The 14793-nt window shown below is 66.3% G+C and carries 16 protein-coding genes and 2 pseudogenes; 15 read left to right on the forward strand and 3 right to left on the reverse strand.

What is annotated here, in order from left to right; all coding sequences use genetic code 11:
* The 14 genes and pseudogenes from EYB42_RS09565 to EYB42_RS09620 form a co-directional block, all read left to right on the forward strand.
* Positions 1-103: pseudogene (locus EYB42_RS09565) on the forward strand (IS5/IS1182 family transposase); the annotation flags it as partial.
* Between the two features lie 68 nt (positions 104-171).
* Complete coding sequence (locus EYB42_RS17780; RefSeq protein ID WP_346763304.1) at positions 172-483, forward strand: glycosyltransferase family 2 protein; 312 nt, start codon at positions 172-174, stop codon at positions 481-483.
* 38 nt (positions 484-521) lie between these two features.
* Complete coding sequence (locus EYB42_RS17785; RefSeq protein WP_346763305.1) at positions 522-923, forward strand: hypothetical protein; 402 nt, start codon at positions 522-524, stop codon at positions 921-923.
* On the forward strand, positions 920-1219 hold the full coding sequence (locus tag EYB42_RS09575; protein ID WP_135449883.1) for a lipid-A-disaccharide synthase N-terminal domain-containing protein: 300 nt from the start codon (positions 920-922) through the stop codon (positions 1217-1219). Before EYB42_RS17785 ends, EYB42_RS09575 begins: the two co-directional genes overlap by 4 nt.
* 28 nt (positions 1220-1247) lie before the next feature.
* Positions 1248-1955, forward strand: coding sequence for a phosphatase PAP2 family protein (locus EYB42_RS09580; protein WP_167850978.1), 708 nt, complete (start codon positions 1248-1250; stop codon positions 1953-1955).
* 157 nt (positions 1956-2112) lie between these two features.
* Positions 2113-3540 carry an ArnT family glycosyltransferase gene (locus EYB42_RS09585; protein ID WP_135449885.1) on the forward strand — a complete coding sequence of 476 codons (1428 nt, stop codon included), beginning with the start codon at positions 2113-2115 and terminating at the stop codon, positions 3538-3540.
* Positions 3541-3588: 48 nt separating this feature from the next.
* Positions 3589-3744: pseudogene (locus EYB42_RS17855) on the forward strand (DUF3883 domain-containing protein); the annotation flags it as partial.
* 184 nt (positions 3745-3928) lie between these two features.
* On the forward strand, positions 3929-5017 hold the full coding sequence (locus tag EYB42_RS09590; RefSeq protein ID WP_135449886.1) for a transporter substrate-binding protein: 1089 nt from the start codon (positions 3929-3931) through the stop codon (positions 5015-5017).
* Complete coding sequence (locus EYB42_RS09595) at positions 5014-5616, forward strand: ANTAR domain-containing response regulator (RefSeq protein WP_135449887.1); 603 nt, start codon at positions 5014-5016, stop codon at positions 5614-5616. Before EYB42_RS09590 ends, EYB42_RS09595 begins: the two co-directional genes overlap by 4 nt.
* A complete protein-coding gene (locus EYB42_RS09600) occupies positions 5594-6475 on the forward strand; it encodes an ABC transporter permease (protein WP_135449888.1) in 882 nt (293 codons plus the stop codon). The genes EYB42_RS09595 and EYB42_RS09600 overlap by 23 nt, the downstream gene beginning before the upstream one ends.
* Positions 6475-7395 (forward strand): ABC transporter permease, encoded by a 921-nt coding sequence (locus tag EYB42_RS09605; protein ID WP_135449889.1) that lies wholly within the window; start codon positions 6475-6477, stop codon positions 7393-7395. Before EYB42_RS09600 ends, EYB42_RS09605 begins: the two co-directional genes overlap by 1 nt.
* Before the next feature lie 23 nt (positions 7396-7418).
* Positions 7419-9032, forward strand: coding sequence for an ABC transporter substrate-binding protein (locus tag EYB42_RS09610; RefSeq protein WP_135449890.1), 1614 nt, complete (start codon positions 7419-7421; stop codon positions 9030-9032).
* Positions 9032-9991: an acetamidase/formamidase family protein gene (locus EYB42_RS09615; protein ID WP_135449891.1), complete on the forward strand. Its 960-nt coding sequence runs from the start codon at positions 9032-9034 to the stop codon at positions 9989-9991. Before EYB42_RS09610 ends, EYB42_RS09615 begins: the two co-directional genes overlap by 1 nt.
* The gene (locus tag EYB42_RS09620; protein WP_135449892.1) at positions 9988-11799 is read left to right on the forward strand and encodes a dipeptide ABC transporter ATP-binding protein; all 1812 of its coding nucleotides are present in this window, start codon (positions 9988-9990) and stop codon (positions 11797-11799) included. The genes EYB42_RS09615 and EYB42_RS09620 overlap by 4 nt, the downstream gene beginning before the upstream one ends.
* A 230-nt stretch (positions 11800-12029) precedes the next feature.
* Here EYB42_RS09620 and EYB42_RS09625 read toward each other — a convergent pair whose 3' ends face one another.
* The 3 genes from EYB42_RS09625 to EYB42_RS09635 form a co-directional block, all read right to left on the reverse strand.
* On the reverse strand, positions 12030-13076 hold the full coding sequence (locus EYB42_RS09625; RefSeq protein ID WP_167850979.1) for a YeeE/YedE family protein: 1047 nt from the start codon (positions 13074-13076) through the stop codon (positions 12030-12032).
* A 19-nt stretch (positions 13077-13095) separates the two neighbouring features.
* Positions 13096-13404, reverse strand: a complete 309-nt coding sequence (locus EYB42_RS09630; RefSeq protein WP_371685747.1) for an ArsR/SmtB family transcription factor — start codon at positions 13402-13404, stop codon at positions 13096-13098.
* Positions 13405-13587: 183 nt separating this feature from the next.
* A complete protein-coding gene (locus tag EYB42_RS09635) occupies positions 13588-13962 on the reverse strand; it encodes a thioredoxin domain-containing protein (protein ID WP_135449893.1) in 375 nt (124 codons plus the stop codon).
* 84 nt (positions 13963-14046) lie between these two features.
* Here EYB42_RS09635 and EYB42_RS09640 point away from each other — a divergent pair, with 84 nt between their 5' ends.
* The gene (locus EYB42_RS09640) at positions 14047-14784 is read left to right on the forward strand and encodes a cytochrome c biogenesis CcdA family protein (protein ID WP_135449894.1); all 738 of its coding nucleotides are present in this window, start codon (positions 14047-14049) and stop codon (positions 14782-14784) included.
* Positions 14785-14793: the final 9 nt, after the last annotated feature.

Raw genomic sequence — 14793 nt, forward strand, 5'->3', positions numbered from 1 at the left:
TCGGCTGAAAGACTGGCGCAGGGTTGCCACCCGCTATGACCGCTGCCCAAAGGTCTTCCTCTCAGCCGTCGCACTCGCCGCAACCGTCATGTTCTGGCTATGAATGGAGAACGAGTCCTGACCCTAGACAGGGCACCAGTCTTACATGTCGCGGCCGGGCTCGCAGTCATCATGAAAACGTCGATCGTCGTGCCGTGCCGGAACGAGGCCAGCAACATCGTGCCGCTGATCGACGGGATCGTCGAAAGCATGCAGGGCATCGGCCCTTTCGAGATCATCGTGGTTGACGATGCCTCCGATGACGGGATGGCCCTGCTGCTCGACAAGGCGCTGCCGGAACGGCCGATGCTGCGCGTTCTGCGGCACGACCGGCAAGGGGGGCAGTCGGCGGCGATTCATTCGGGGGGTGTCGCTGCGCGTGGCCGGCTGATCTGTACGCTGGACGGCGACGGGCAGAACCGCCGGAAGAGCTGCCCCATCTGATCGCCCCGTTCCTGGACGCTGGTTCGGAAGGCCTGGGGTTGGTCGCGGGCCAGCGCGTCGGGCGCAAGGACGGATTCGGTCGCCGCCTGGCCTCACGCCTTGCAAATGGGCTGCGGTCGCGTGTCCTGCGGGATGGTACACGCGATACCGGCTGCGGGCTGAAATGCTTTCGGCGCGAGGCATTCCTTGCGCTGCCCTATTTCGATCACATGCACCGCTATCTGCCGGCGCTGTTCGCCCGCGACGGCTGGCAGATCGTGCACGTGGATGTGGGGCACCGCGCACGCCTGGGCGGGCGGTCGCACTATTCGAACCTTCAGCGTGCCGTCGTAGGCATCTTTGACCTGATGGGCGTCGCCTGGCTGATACGCCGGCGCAAGAAGGCCAGGGCCATTGAAATCGGGCGGATCCAGACACCTGAAGCGGAGCGGCAGACATGACGTGGCTGATGGCAACCCTTCACGTCAACAGCGGGACCGAGCTTGCCTGGGTGATCTTCGGTCTGTGCGCCCAGCTGATGTTCACTGTCCGCTTTCTGGTGCAGTGGATTGCGTCGGAGAGCGCACGATCCTCGGTAATGCCGGTGGCTTTCTGGTATTTCGCGCTGACCGGCGGTGTGATGCTGCTGGCCTACGCCATCTATCGCAAGGATCCGGTCTTCGTGCTGGGGCAGACGCTTGGCGTGGTGATCTATTCCCGCAATCTCTGGCTGATCCATGCAAATCGGAAGGCATGACGCTTTCCCTCGCGAATGCGGGCGGCGGTTGGCGGCTCTGGCCGTCCTGACGGCAGGCCTTGCAATCGCATTCCGGCTTTGGCCGTGGCCAGATCTGCTGATCTCGGCGCTTTTTCACGACCCGGCGAAAGGTTTCGCGTTTGCCGGGCGGGTGGTCTGGGATGGTGTGCTTCTGGCCAACAAGGCGGCCTCTGTCACCTTGGTAGCCGTTGGGCTGGTGATGGTACCGGTCGGTCTCTGGCGGCGCAGGGCCGAAGGCAGTTCAGCCGCGCGCTACTGGGGCATGGTCCTCCTGCTTTACCTGATCGGACCCGGCCTTCTGGTGAACGGCTTGCTCAAGCATGTCTTCGGGCGCGCGCGCCCCGAGCAGATCGTGGACTTCGGCGGGCAAGCCCCATTCACCGCGGACTGGGAAATCTCGGGCTACTGTCGGTCGGCCTGTTCCTTTGTCTCGGCCGAAATGGCGGCCGGAACCGCGCTGACGACGGCACTGGCGATCGGTGCGCTCTGGTTCGACGGTAGGCCTGCCGCCGGCCGCTTCAGGGGGCTGGCGCTTCTGTCGCTGGGACTTCTGCTGCTTACGGCGGTGCAGCGCATCGGCAGCGGTCGGCACTTTTTGTCGGATCTGGTATTCGCCGCGCTTCCGACGACGATGCTCGCCTTCGGTCTGGCTTGTCTGCTCTGGCCGCGCACGGCAAGATCATGCACGGTCCAGCCAAGGTTGAACGCACCCTGACGCCTCGCAATTCCGGCCTGCGCGGCCGGCCCAATCTGTCCAGCCGCGCCGTCGGAGGGCTGGCGTTGACGCTGGCTGTCGCCTTCGCTGTCGCCTTGCCGCTGATGCGTCCCGTCCTGCCAGTGGATGAGACGCGCTATCTTTCGGTCGCTGGGAGATGCACCGGGACGGATCCTACATCGTCCCGCATCTGAACGGCGAGATCTATGCCCACAAGCCGCCGCTGCTGTTCTGGCTGATCAATCTGGTCTGGTCCCTGACCGGTGTCAGCGAGGTTGCCGCGCGGCTGGTCGCTCCTGCCTTCGGCGTAGTCTCGGTAGCGCTGACCTGGAGGCTGGGGGACCGCCTGTTCCCTGAAAGGCCCGAACTCGGCGCGATGGCGGCCCTGATCCTGGCCTCGACCGGGCTCTTTGCGCTCTACGGGTCGCTGACGATGTTCGACACCATGCTGACCACGGCCACACTGCTGGGGGTTCTGGCGCTGCTGTCGATGGATACGGGCGGAGGCCGCCTTGCCACGCTGGGCCTTGCTGGGGCGCTTGCCTTCGGCGTGCTGGCGAAGGGCCCGGTCATTCTGGTCCACCTCATGCCGCTAGCCCTGACACGCCCGCTGTGGAGGATGGCAGAGGATCCTGGGCCTCCGGTATCCTGGTATGCGCGCGTGGCTGCAGCCATCGGCGCAGCGGCGGTGATCCTTGCGGTCTGGCTGGTACCCGCGCTTTGGCTTGGTGGGCCGGAGTACAGGGCCGAGGTGCTCTGGCGGCAGAGCGCGGGGCGGATGGTAAATGCGTTCGATCATGCGCGGCCGGTCTGGTTCTTTGTCGCGGTCCTTCCGATCGTGCTCTGGCCCTGGGCGTGGCGACCATCCGCCCTGCGCGGATTGGCATCCGCAACGTTGCGCAGCGACCGGCGCGCGCGCTTCCTCGCGATCTGGGGCCTGTCCACGCTGGTCTTGTTCTCGCTGATTTCGGGCAAGCAGGTGCATTACCTGCTGCCGGCGCTGCCGGCGGCTGCACTGGCGCTGGCCGCCGCGCCCCCGCCGCGACACGCATGGACGGCGGTTGTCGCGTGCCTGGCCGTCGTAGCCCCGGTTCTGGCCTGGTCGGCACTGCTTGCGGCCGGCCGGGCAAGGATTGACGGCGTGGCGGTCGAGACGCTGGGATTGGACACAGTGGCCCTGGCTGCCGCCATCGCGGGGGCCGGCCTGTTGGCCATCGCTTTCGCGGGACGCCATCTGCCTGCCCTGGCCTGGGTGCTTGTCGCCCCGGTGGCGCTCATAGTAGCACATGTCGGGCTGCGCCCCGCTCTCTTCGAGCATTTCGATACCGGACGGTTTGAGGCCGAACTCGGGCGGGCACCGGCGGCCGGTGTGGCGATCCACGGCTATCCCTATCAGGGAGAATTCGGTTTCACGGCGCGCCTGACATCTGCCGTCGAAGTGCTACCCAACGATGAAGTGGACCCCTGGGTTGCCAGCCACCCCGGTGGCCTCATCCTGACCACCGGCGAGCGATCCTTCCCGGTTCCAGCGATCGGCGAGGCCTGGCTGGCTGGCAAACGGCTCCTCCTGTACCGCCTACCCTGAACGGCAAGACATCTGCAGCTGATCGCTCGATCAAGCTACCTAAGCCAGCCCCAGGAGCTGGAGCAGATGTTGCTTGCCGCCCGCGAGTTCGACGTGGCCGGGCGGAACGAGCGTAACCGGGCTTTGGGGCGCGCGGGCGCGGAGCGCGTGCCGGCCCATGAGCGGGTGACCTTGCGGAGGGCGGGCAGGTCACCTGTAGCCCAAGTTCTGGGCAAAACGGATCACTTGCTGGTTTTCGAGGGCGAAGATGCACGATGGGCCTTGACCGCAGATCCGGCTGGCATATCGTCGCAGGCGAACATCGTCATGACGACACTAGGCACTCGGGCCTCGCGCGCAGACCGTCCTTGCGGCTGCGACGGGGCCTTTCGGCTTTTCGGGGGGTCGGTTGAAGCGGCGGATCGAACTGGGGCTTCTTTTCTCGCGCTCCGGCAGCTACTCGCTGATCGCGGAAGCCTGCCGATCCGGCGCGCTGGGCGCGATCGCCAAGATCAACGCGGATCCCGCACTGGATGTCAGCTTCGTGCCGGTCGAGCGCGACCCGGCAGGCAATATCGATGCCTACGGCCCGCTTTGCGAAGAGATCCTGCGGGACACCGGGGCGCGGCATGTGGTGGGCTGCATCACCAGCTGGAGCCGCAAGGAAGTGATCCCGACGGTCGAGAAGTTCGGTGGCACGCTATGGTATGCGGTGCCATACGAGGGGTTCGAGGCCTCTGATCATGTGGTCTACACCCATGCCTGCCCAAACCAGCACCTGCTGCCCCTGCTCGACTGGGTGATGCCTGCGCATGGGCGTCGGGCATGGCTGGCGGGGTCGAACTACATCTGGGGCTGGGAGATGAACCGCCTTGCGCGTGAACGCGTGACCGCGGCGGGCGGCGAGGTTCTGGGCGAACGCTATCTGCCCATCGGCTCGCGCGAGGTCGGACGGATGATCGACGAGCTGCGCTATGCCCGCCCCGACTTCATCCTGAACTCGCTGATCGGACCGTCGTCCTACGAATTCATGGCGGCCTACCGGGCGCTCGGGCAGGAGGATCCGGCCTTCCGTCCCGACCGCTGCCCGGTTCTGTCCTGCAACATGACCGAATGTGAACTGCCGGCGCTGGGGCCGGCGGCCGAGGGCCTAGTCGCGGCGGGCCCCTATTTCCGCGGGGTGCCGGGTTGGCCGGGCGAAGGCAACTTCGGTTCCTCGCACGAGGCCGCGGCCTATTCCGCGGTGATGGAGCTGGCGCGTCTCCTGAACGGGCGGTCGGGGGCCGAAAACTGGCCCTTGTCCCGGCTTCTGGCAGGCGAGCGGAGCCGCGGGATCGTCGATCCCGATACGCATCACACCGTTCTGCCGGTGATCATCGCACGGGTCGAGGGCGGCGCCTTCCGCGTGCTGAAAAGGATGGAGGCCGTGCCGGGCGATCCCTACCTGACGCGCAGCCGGCAGGCGCCGGTGGCGCCGGTCCTGAAGGTGGTGTCATGAAGCGCCGGCCGATCCGCATTCCCAACCTTGGCGGCGCGCAGGCGATCATCCTGCACCGCCCCCATGCCACGGTGCAGGCCCTGACCCGACAGCTGACGGCCATCGGGTTGCAGGTCACGCAGTCCTGGCCGGACCTGGGGCCCGAGGCGCTGGCGGCGGATTACATCTTCTTCGACGCCGACATGGGCAATGACGGCATGTTCCCCTGGGAGCCGGGCCAGCCGCCGATCCCGATGATCGCGCTCATCGGCTCCGAGGCGCCGGGCCGGATCGAATGGTCGCTGAAGGCGGGGGCGCACGCGCAGCTTCTGAAGCCCGTGGGCGACAGCGGGGCCTATTCGGCGCTTCTGATCGCGCGCGACGCCTTCGACGCGCAGAAGGCCCTGTCGGCCGAGATCGCCGATCTGCGGCGCAGGCTGGAGGAGCGGCAGACGGTGGTCCGCGCGGTGACGCTTCTCGCCGCGCGGGGCAAGTCCGACGCCGAGGCCTATGTGCAACTCCGCCGGATGGCGATGGCCTGGCGGATCAGCTTCGAGGACGCGGCCGCGCGGATCGTTGCGGCGCAGGGGGGGCCGGATGACCGATCTGAGCGCGGCTGAACCGGTTCCCCAGGGCGCCCTTGCCCGGCTGATGCGGCGCAAGCTGGCGGTTCTGGGGCTGGTCATCATCGCCGTCGTGGTCGCGGGCGCGGTCCTTGCGCCCTGGATCGCCCCCTTCGACCCCAACGACCAGATGTTCGACGGCCTGACCCTGGAGGGCGCGCCGATGCCGCCGGGTGGCAAGTTCCTGATGGGCACCGACCTTCTGGGCCGCGACCTTTTCAGCCGGCTGCTTTACGGCGCACAGACCTCGCTGGTGATCGGCGTGGTGGCCAACGGGCTGGCACTGGTGATCGGAACGCTGGTCGGGATCACCGCCGGTTTCTTCCGCGGCTGGATCGGCGGCATCCTGATGCGCTTCACCGACCTGATGATGGCCTTCCCGGCGCTTCTTCTGGCGATCTGCCTGGCTGCGATCTTCCAGCCTTCGCTCTGGATCGTGGCGATGGTCATCGCGCTGGTGAACTGGGTGCAGACCGCACGGGTGATCTATACCGAGACCTCGTCGCTGGCCACGCGCGACTTCATCGCGGCCGAGCGGACGCTGGGGGCCAGCACCAGCCGCATCCTCTTCCGCCACATCCTGCCGCACCTTCTGCCCACGATCATCGTCTGGGGCACGCTGGGGATCTCGACCACCGTCCTTCTGGAGGCGACCCTGTCATTCCTCGGCATCGGTGTGCAGCCGCCGACCCCCAGCTGGGGCAACATCATCTTCGAGAACCAGACCTACTTCCAGTCCGCGCCCTGGCTGGTGTTCATCCCCGGTGCCGCAATCATTCTTCTGGCACTGGCCTTCAATCTGGTGGGCGACGCGCTGCGCGACGTGCTGGACCCCACGCAACGGGGACGCGACTGATGGCCGCCTATCTGATCCGCCGTCTGATCCAGGCTGCCCTGATCCTGCTGGGCGTAAGTTTCGTAACCTTCCTTCTGCTGTATGTCCTGCCCGCCGACCCGGTGCGCCAGATCGCCGGACGTTCGGCCACGGCAGAAACGGTCGAAAACATCCGCCAGCAGCTTGGCCTCGACAAGCCCTTTTTCGTGCAATACGCCCGCTACCTCGGCGCGCTGCTTCAGGGCGACATGGGGCGCAGCTATCTGCAGAAGACGGAAGTCGCCGAGCTGATCCTGTCACGTCTGCCGGCGACGCTGCTTCTGATGCTGGGAGCCATCATCTGCGAGCTGATACTGGGCTTGACAATGGGCATCGTTGCCGCGCTATGGCGCGGCAGGGCGCTGGACCAGACGCTCATGGTGACTTCTTTCGTCAACGTCTCGGCCCCGCAGTTCGTGGTCAGCCTGCTCTTGCTTTATGTGTTTGCGGTCAAGCTGGGCTGGTTCCCGATCGGTGGCTACGGCACCTTCGCCCATCTGGTGCTGCCGGCAGTGACCCTGGGGATACTGGGGTCAGGCTGGTACAGCCGCATGATGCGGTCCTCGATGATCGACGTCTTGCGCGCCGACTACATTCGCACGGCGCGTGCCAAGGGACTGACGCGGGCGCGGATTGTCCTGCGCCATGCCTTGCCGAACGCGATCCTGCCGGTGATCGCGATGATCGGCATCGACATCGGTATATTCATGGGCGGGATCGTGGTGGTGGAGTCGGTTTTCGGCTGGCCCGGCATCGGGCAACTGGCCTGGCAGGCGATCCAGCGCGTGGACATCCCGATCATCATGGGCGTCACGCTGGTCTCGGCCTGCGCGATTGTGCTGGGCAACCTGCTGGCCGACCTGATCGCCCCCCTGATCGACCCCCGGATCAAACTTCGCTGAAACCCCAACAGGAGAGAGAGACAATGAAAAGACTGCTCGCCTCGACCGCCGTGATGCTGGCGCTTGTGCTGCCCGCGGCCGCCCAGGACTATATCCCCGATCCGGCCGCCAAGCCCGGCGGAACCATCACCATCACCTACAAGGACGATGTGGCGACGCTCGATCCCGCCATCGGCTACGACTGGCAGAACTGGTCGATGATCAAGTCGCTGTTCGACGGGCTGATGGACTATGTCCCCGGCACCACCACGCTGAGACCGGGCCTCGCCGAAAGCTACGAGATTTCCGAGGACGGCCTCGTCTACACCTTCAAGCTGCGTCCCGGCGTCAAGTTCCACAACGGCCGCGAGATGACGGCGGAGGATGTGAAATACTCGCTGGACCGCGTGACCAACCCGGAAACCCAGTCTCCGGGCGCGGGCTTCTTCGGCGCCATTGCCGGGTTCGAGACTGCCGGGCCGGGTGGCCTGTCGGGGGTCGAGGTGGTGGACCCGCTGACCGTGAAGATCACGCTGTCGCGGCCGGATGCGACCTTTCTGCACGTCATGGCGCTGAACTTCGCCAGTGTGGTGCCGAAAGAAGCAGTTGAGGAAGCCGGCGCTGATTTCGGCAAGAAACCGGTCGGCACAGGGGCTTTCAAGCTGGCGGAATGGACGCTGGGCCAGCGGCTGGTGTTCGAGAAGAACGCCGACTACTGGCGCCCGGGTGTGCCCTTCCTCGACTCCATCGTGTTCGAGGTCGGGCAAGAGCCTGTCGTGGCGCTTCTGCGGTTGCAGAAGGGCGAGGTTGACGTGCCCGGCGATGGCATCCCGCCCGCGAAGTTCACCGAGGTGATGGGCGACCCGGCCCAGGCCGCACGGGTCGTGGTCGGCGGCCAGTTGCACACCGGCTACATCACGCTGAACGTCACCATCCCGCCTTTCGACAAGCTCGAAGTGCGCAAGGCGGTGAACATGGCGATCAACAAGGAGCGGATCACCCAGATCATCAACGGCCGCGCCGTCCCCGCGAACCAGCCACTGCCGCCCTCGATGCCTGGCTATACCGAGGGCTACGCTGGCTATCCTTATGACCCGGAAGGCGCCAAGAAGCTGCTGGCGGATGCGGGCCTCGCCGAGGGGTTCGAAACCGAGCTTTACGTCATGAACACCGACCCGAACCCGCGTATCGCGCAGGCGATCCAGCAGGACCTCGCGGCCATCGGCATCAAGGCCAACATCCAGAACCTCGCCCAGGCCAACGTGATCGAGGCCGGCGGCGCGGGCACCGCCCCGATGATCTGGTCGGGCGGCATGGCCTGGATCGCCGACTTCCCCGATCCGTCCAACTTCTACGGCCCGATCCTCGGCTGCGCTGGCGCGGTCGAGGGCGGCTGGAACTGGTCGAAGTTCTGCGATCCTGCCCTTGATGCCAAGGCGGTCGAGGCCGACAGCATGTTCGATCCGGCCAAATCGGCTGAACGTCTCAAGCTCTGGTCCGACATCTACATGGGCGTGATGGAACAGGCCCCCTGGGTGCCCGTGTTCAACGAGGAACGCTACACGATGAAGTCGGAACGCATGGGCGGCGAGGACGCGCTTTACGTCGATCCGGTCTCGATCCCGGTCAATTACGACTACGTCTGGGTCAAACAGTAATGTGCAAGGCCTGCGACTACACGATCCACGGCGCGCAGCATCATTTCGGCTGGGACAATTCCTTGCCGCCGGCGCTGCGCGTCGCGCCGGGCTCGACCATCGAGTTCCATTGTCATGATTCCTCGGCGGGCCAGCTTGGTCCGTCGTCCACGCTGCAAAGCGTGATCGACCTCGACTTCGGCAAGATCAACCCGGTCTCGGGGCCGATCTGGGTGGATGGGGCCAAACCGGGCGACGTGCTGAAGGTGACGCTGGAGGGCTTCGCCCCGAAGGTGTTCGACGGCAAGGGCTTCGGCTGGACGGCGAACATCCCCGGCTTCGGCCTTCTGGCCGACCAGTTCACCGACCCTGCGCTCTGCCTGTGGTCCTATGACCCGGCCAGCATGGACCCGGCGATGTGGGGCAAATCCGCGCGTGTGCCGTTGAAGCCCTTCTCGGGCACCATCGGCTGCGCGCCTGCCGAGGCCGGGTTGCACTCGGTCGTCCCGCCCCGGCGGGTGGGCGGCAACCTCGACATCCGCGACCTGACGGCGGGCGTGACGCTCTACCTGCCGGTCGAGGTCGAGGGGGCCCTCTTCAGCGTCGGCGACACCCATGCGGCGCAGGGCGATGGCGAGGTCTGCGGCACGGCGATCGAAAGCCCGATGAACGTGGTCCTGACGCTGGACCTGGTGAAGGACCAGCCGCTGAAGTTCCCGCGCTTCACCACGCCGGGGCCGGTGACGCGGCATCTGGACGCCAAGGGCTACGAGGCGACGACGGGCGTCGGGCCGGACCTGATGACGGCGGCCCGCGACGCGGTGTCGGGGATGATCGACCTTCTGACCCGGCAACAGGGCATCTCGGCGGTGGACGCCTACATGCTCTGTTCCGTCTGCGGCGACCTGCGCATCTCGGAAATTGTGGACATGCCGAACTGGGTCGTCAGCTTCTACTTCCCCCGGGTCGTCTTCGAATGACCCTTGCGGAAGCCATGCCACCGACCGGGGCGGTCACCGCCCCGGACATCGTGCTGCGGGTCGAGGGGCTGTGCGTCTCTGCCCGCACCGAAGCGGGGTTGAAACCCTTGGTGCAGGACCTGTCCTTCGACCTGAGGAAGGGCGAGACGCTGGCCATCGCCGGGGAAAGCGGATCGGGCAAGTCGATCACGTCGCTCGCCATCATGGGCCTTCTGCCGCAACCCGCCGTCCGCGTAACCGGCGGCAGCATCCGCTTTGGCGGGCAGGACCTGACCCGTCTGTCCGAACCCGCCCTGCGCGCCGTGCGTGGCGACCGGATCGCGATGATCTTCCAGGAACCGATGACGTCGCTTAACCCGGTGATGACCGTGGGGGCGCAGCTGGCCGAGGCGATCCGCGCGCATGAGACGGTGGGCCGGGCCGAGGCGCGCCGCCGCGCGGTCGAGGCCCTGCGCGCGGTGCGCCTGTCCGAACCCGAACGGCGGATGACGCAATACCCGCACGAACTTTCCGGCGGCATGCGTCAACGGGTGATGATAGCCATGGCGCTGGCGCTCCGCCCCGAGGTGCTGATTGCCGACGAACCCACCACAGCACTGGACGTGACCGTGCAGCGCGAGGTGCTGGACCTCCTCCGCGACCTGCAGCGCGATCTGGGCACGGCGATCATCCTGATCACCCACGACATGGGCGTGGTGGCCGAGATGGCCGACCGGGTCATCGTCATGCGCCAGGGCCGCCAGGTAGAGACCGCCGCCACAGCCGATCTTTTCGTGCGTCCGCAGGCGGACTATACCCGCGCGCTGCTAGCCGCCGTGCCGCGGATGGGGCAGGGGGCGCCACGTCCGCCCGTGACCTCGGAACCGATCGCGCGGCTCAGCGATGTCATCGTCCGTTATCCGCTGCGTGGCGGGCTGCTGGGACGGGTGACGCAGAACGTGCATGCCGTCGAACATGTCAGCTTCGACATCCGCAAGGGCGAGACCTTTGCGCTGGTCGGCGAGTCCGGCTGCGGCAAGTCCACCATCGCGAAGGCTCTGGTCGGCCTGACCCCGCATCAGGGTCGGATCGAGATCGCCGGCCAGGCGATGGAGGGGCTGGACAAGGCAGGTCTGAAGGCCATGCGGCGGCGGGTGCAGATGGTGTTCCAGGACCCGATGGCCGCGCTGAACCCGCGGATGCGGGTGGGCGAGCTGATCGCCGAGCCGCTGTTGATCCACGGCATCGGCGACGCGGCGCAGCGGCGCGATCGGGCCGCCGACCTGATGACCCGCGTCGGGCTGGAGACAGCCCAGCTTGACCGCTACCCGCACGAATTTTCCGGCGGCCAGCGCCAGCGCATCTGCATCGCCCGCGCTCTGGCGTTGCAACCGGACCTCATCATCGCGGACGAAAGCGTCAGCGCGCTCGATGTTTCTGTGCAGGCGCGCGTGCTGGAACTGCTCAAGGCTTTGCAGGCCGATTTCGGCATCTCCTACCTGTTCATCAGCCACGACATGGCTGTGGTCGACAACATCTCGGACCGGGTGGCAGTGATGTATCTGGGCCAGATCGTCGAGATGGGGACGCATCACCAGGTATTCGGCAATCCCCAGCATCCCTATACCCGCCGCCTGATCGACGCGGTGCCGGTTCCTGATCCTGCGCACCGGCGCAAGCCGAGTCCGCGCCTTTCCGCCGAAACCCCAAGCCCGCTGCACCTTCCAGGCCGTGAACCGCCGCGCGTCGTCCTGAAGGACATCGGCGGGGGGCATCTGGTCGGCGATCTGGCACAGGCTGAGGACAGGAACACGATTGCGCGCCTTTAATGACGCCTTTCTACACTGTTGCACCGATCGGCTGACCGAAAATCCGCGCATCGCTGGTTGATGCCGGCTTCGGCACCAATTCCGGCTGTTCCACGCCTCCGCTGCGTGCTGGTTCGGCTCCGTGACAGTTCGTGCTTTCGCATGTTGCGAGGGTGGGGTACCGGCCCTTTGCCGCCGAAAAGGGCGGGGAAGCGATGACCGTGGGGCAGGGGGCCTGGGCGGCCTTCGGGCTATTGCGGCTGGTATCCCGCAATCAGCTGGCGCAGTCCGACCATTGCACCTGCAGCGATTGCGGCCAAGGTCACCGGACCCGACCACGCCAAGGTGGCAAAGCCGGTCACGCCCTGACCGACAGAGCAGCCCATCGCAACGACCCCGCCGATACCCATCAGGGCCGCGCCTCCCACCTGGCGGCCAAGTTCGCGCGGGTCTTCGCAGGCTTCCCAGCGAAAAAGGCCACGCAGCATCGAGCCGATCAGCGATCCTGCCATCACGCCCACGACCGAGCCGACCGAGAAGTTGATCCCCCCCGCGGTCGAAGTCATCAGGAAGATCAGCGTCCGGCCTACGGGCGCGGTGTAGGACGGACCCTCGACTGCCACCTCGCCCAGGCTTTCGGCGGCCAGCCACGAGGTTGCAATGAAGCACCAGGCTACCGCCAGCCCTGCGGCGACGCCCCAGGCAATCTGGCGCGGGGACTGGCGCAGTCCGGTATGCGAAAGTCCCCAGATCAGGAATGCGCCGGCGATTGCCACGATCACGACAGCGGGTGGAAGCCCCAGCTGGCCGAGATCATGGATGATCCCCTGCGGTTCCGTTGCATCCGGTTGGGGAAACAGCATTACCCGCAGCGGCGCAAGCGGGCCGGACAGGGCAACGAAGCCGAAGATACCCATCACCACCACCACGACCAGCGACCGCAGGTCGCCGCCGCCGAACCTGACCAGGGCGCCGAAGCCGCAGTTGCCCGCCAGCGCCATGCCATAGCCGAACACCAGCCCGCCGATGATGGAGCCGAGCGCATTCCACTCGATGGCGTGATAGAAGGTGGCCTGAAGATCGACGAGACCCGCCATCGCGCCGAACTGCGTCGTCAGGATGGCGACGGCCAGCACCACCCCCCACAGCCGCAGACGGGTCTGGTCGCGGCCATAGACGGCCGATTCCAGCGCTCCGAGGGTGCAGAAATCGCCCAGCCGCGCGGCAAGGCCCAGCACGATCCCGCCGACAAGCCCGACAAGCGCCGCCAGCAATCCGATCGGGACCAAATCCAGCATCCGTGCCTCCCTCTGCCTCTCAGTCGCGTCCTGGTCCGAACAGTCGAGCGAGGACTTCAAGCACCTCGGCAACCCTTGGGTCGAGGAGCGAATAGAAGATCGCCTGCCCCTCGCGCCGGGCGCTGACCAGACCTTCCAGTCGCAGTCGTGCCAGTTGTTGACTGACGATAGCCTGACGCGCGGACAGAAGGTTTTCAAGTTCGGTGACGCTTTTCGGCCCGGTGCGCAGATGGCACAGGATCGTGAGCCGCCCGTCATGCCCCATGGCCTTCAGAAGCGTCGCGGCCTTTTCGGCGCGGTCGATCAGCCCGGTGAGGTCGGGGACCACCGGGGCGGAAGCGGCGAGGTCCGAAGCCGCGTCCACCTGCCATCTGCCCGGTTGAAGATCGTCATCCGCCACAGCGTCTGCCCTGGTGCCTTTCCCGACCCGTTCATGCGCGCTGCCTGGCCAAACGGCAACCCGTCTTGCGCGCCACAACCGCAATTCCCTGGGCAGCGCGGCATCCCTGCCTCAGTCGGCCGCGGACCCTGCGATCAACCCGGCCAGAAGCGGCCAGAAGAAGTCTGCACCCGGATAGCCTTCGATGCGTCCCGCCTCGATACCGTCCTCGACCAGGACGAAGGTCGGCGTGAAGACCGGCGGCGCAACCAGCGAAAGGCCATCCGGCAGGGGTTCGCGCAGTTGCAGGCGCATGAGCGGTGCTGCCTTGCCCTCGTCCGTCAGCGGATATTGGGGCGCGATCTCTGCATTCCATTGCGCGCAATAGATGCAGCCCGCCTGCTCGAACATCAGAAGCTGAAGTTCGCCCGCCGAGGCCGCGCCCGCCGAGGCCGCGCCCGCCGAGACCGCGAGAAGGGCAGATGCCAGAAGGGCGGGGACAGCCACGTTGACAGCCTCATAGAAACATAGAACTATTGTAATCTACGTTTGCCTCTCCGGCAAGGCAGCACTTCCCCGGGAGGAGGGGCGATGCTCGACATATCATTCGGTGGCGCGGCGCTTGCGGGGCTTCTGTCCTTCCTGTCGCCCTGCATCCTGCCGATGGTGCCCTTCTACCTGTCCTACATGGCAGGTCTTTCGGTGAAGGAACTGCGCGACGGCGGAACGGTGGCGCCCGGCGCACGGGTGCGGCTTGTGGTGCAGGCATTGGCCTTTGCCATAGGGGTCACGACGATCTTTGTCCTGCTCGGGCTGGGCGCGACTGCACTGGGCCGCAGCTTCGCCCAATGGAAGGAGCCCCTGTCTTATGTTGCCGCTGCAGTGCTGATCCTGTTCGGCTTCCACTTTCTGGGCATCTTCCGTATCGGCTTTCTCTATCGTGAGGCGCGGGTCGAATCGACCGCCAATCCGCGCACGCTGGCTGGCTCGTATGTGATGGGCCTGGCCTTCGGCTTCGGCTGGACGCCCTGCGTCGGCCCGGCGCTTGCCGCGATCCTGATGGTCGCCAGCGGCATGGGCGACCTGTGGCGAGGGGGCGCGCTGCTGCTGGTCTATGGCCTGTCGATGACGCTGCCCTTCGTGCTGGCCGCTTTCTTCGCCGGGCCGTTCCTGGCATGGGTTGCCCGGCACCGTGCCCTGATGGGGCATGTCGAAAAGGCGATGGGCATCATGCTGATCATCTTCGGCATCCTGATCGCCACCAACACCGTGAACCTGATCGCCGACTGGATGATCCGGCATTTCGACTGGTCCGCGACCCTGATCTGAAAGGAGCCA

Source organism: Tabrizicola caldifontis, from assembly GCF_004762095.1.
GTDB lineage: Bacteria > Pseudomonadota > Alphaproteobacteria > Rhodobacterales > Rhodobacteraceae > Tabrizicola > Tabrizicola caldifontis.

Excerpts from the sequence above, each read along its gene's own strand:
- EYB42_RS09595 (WP_135449887.1), top strand. The coding sequence starts at position 5,014 with ATGAAGCGCCGGCCGATCCGCATTCCCAACCTTGGCGGCGCGCAGGCG.
- EYB42_RS17780 (WP_346763304.1), top strand. The coding sequence starts at position 172 with ATGAAAACGTCGATCGTCGTGCCGTGCCGGAACGAGGCCAGCAACATC.
- EYB42_RS09640 (WP_135449894.1), top strand. The coding sequence starts at position 14,047 with ATGCTCGACATATCATTCGGTGGCGCGGCGCTTGCGGGGCTTCTGTCC.
- EYB42_RS09620 (WP_135449892.1), top strand. The coding sequence starts at position 9,988 with ATGACCCTTGCGGAAGCCATGCCACCGACCGGGGCGGTCACCGCCCCG.
- EYB42_RS09615 (WP_135449891.1), top strand. The coding sequence starts at position 9,032 with ATGTGCAAGGCCTGCGACTACACGATCCACGGCGCGCAGCATCATTTC.
- EYB42_RS09605 (WP_135449889.1), top strand. The coding sequence starts at position 6,475 with ATGGCCGCCTATCTGATCCGCCGTCTGATCCAGGCTGCCCTGATCCTG.
- EYB42_RS09600 (WP_135449888.1), top strand. The coding sequence starts at position 5,594 with ATGACCGATCTGAGCGCGGCTGAACCGGTTCCCCAGGGCGCCCTTGCC.
- EYB42_RS09610 (WP_135449890.1), top strand. The coding sequence starts at position 7,419 with ATGAAAAGACTGCTCGCCTCGACCGCCGTGATGCTGGCGCTTGTGCTG.
- EYB42_RS09585 (WP_135449885.1), top strand. The coding sequence starts at position 2,113 with ATGCACCGGGACGGATCCTACATCGTCCCGCATCTGAACGGCGAGATC.
- EYB42_RS09625 (WP_167850979.1), bottom strand. The coding sequence starts at position 13,076 with ATGCTGGATTTGGTCCCGATCGGATTGCTGGCGGCGCTTGTCGGGCTT.
- EYB42_RS09575 (WP_135449883.1), top strand. The coding sequence starts at position 920 with ATGACGTGGCTGATGGCAACCCTTCACGTCAACAGCGGGACCGAGCTT.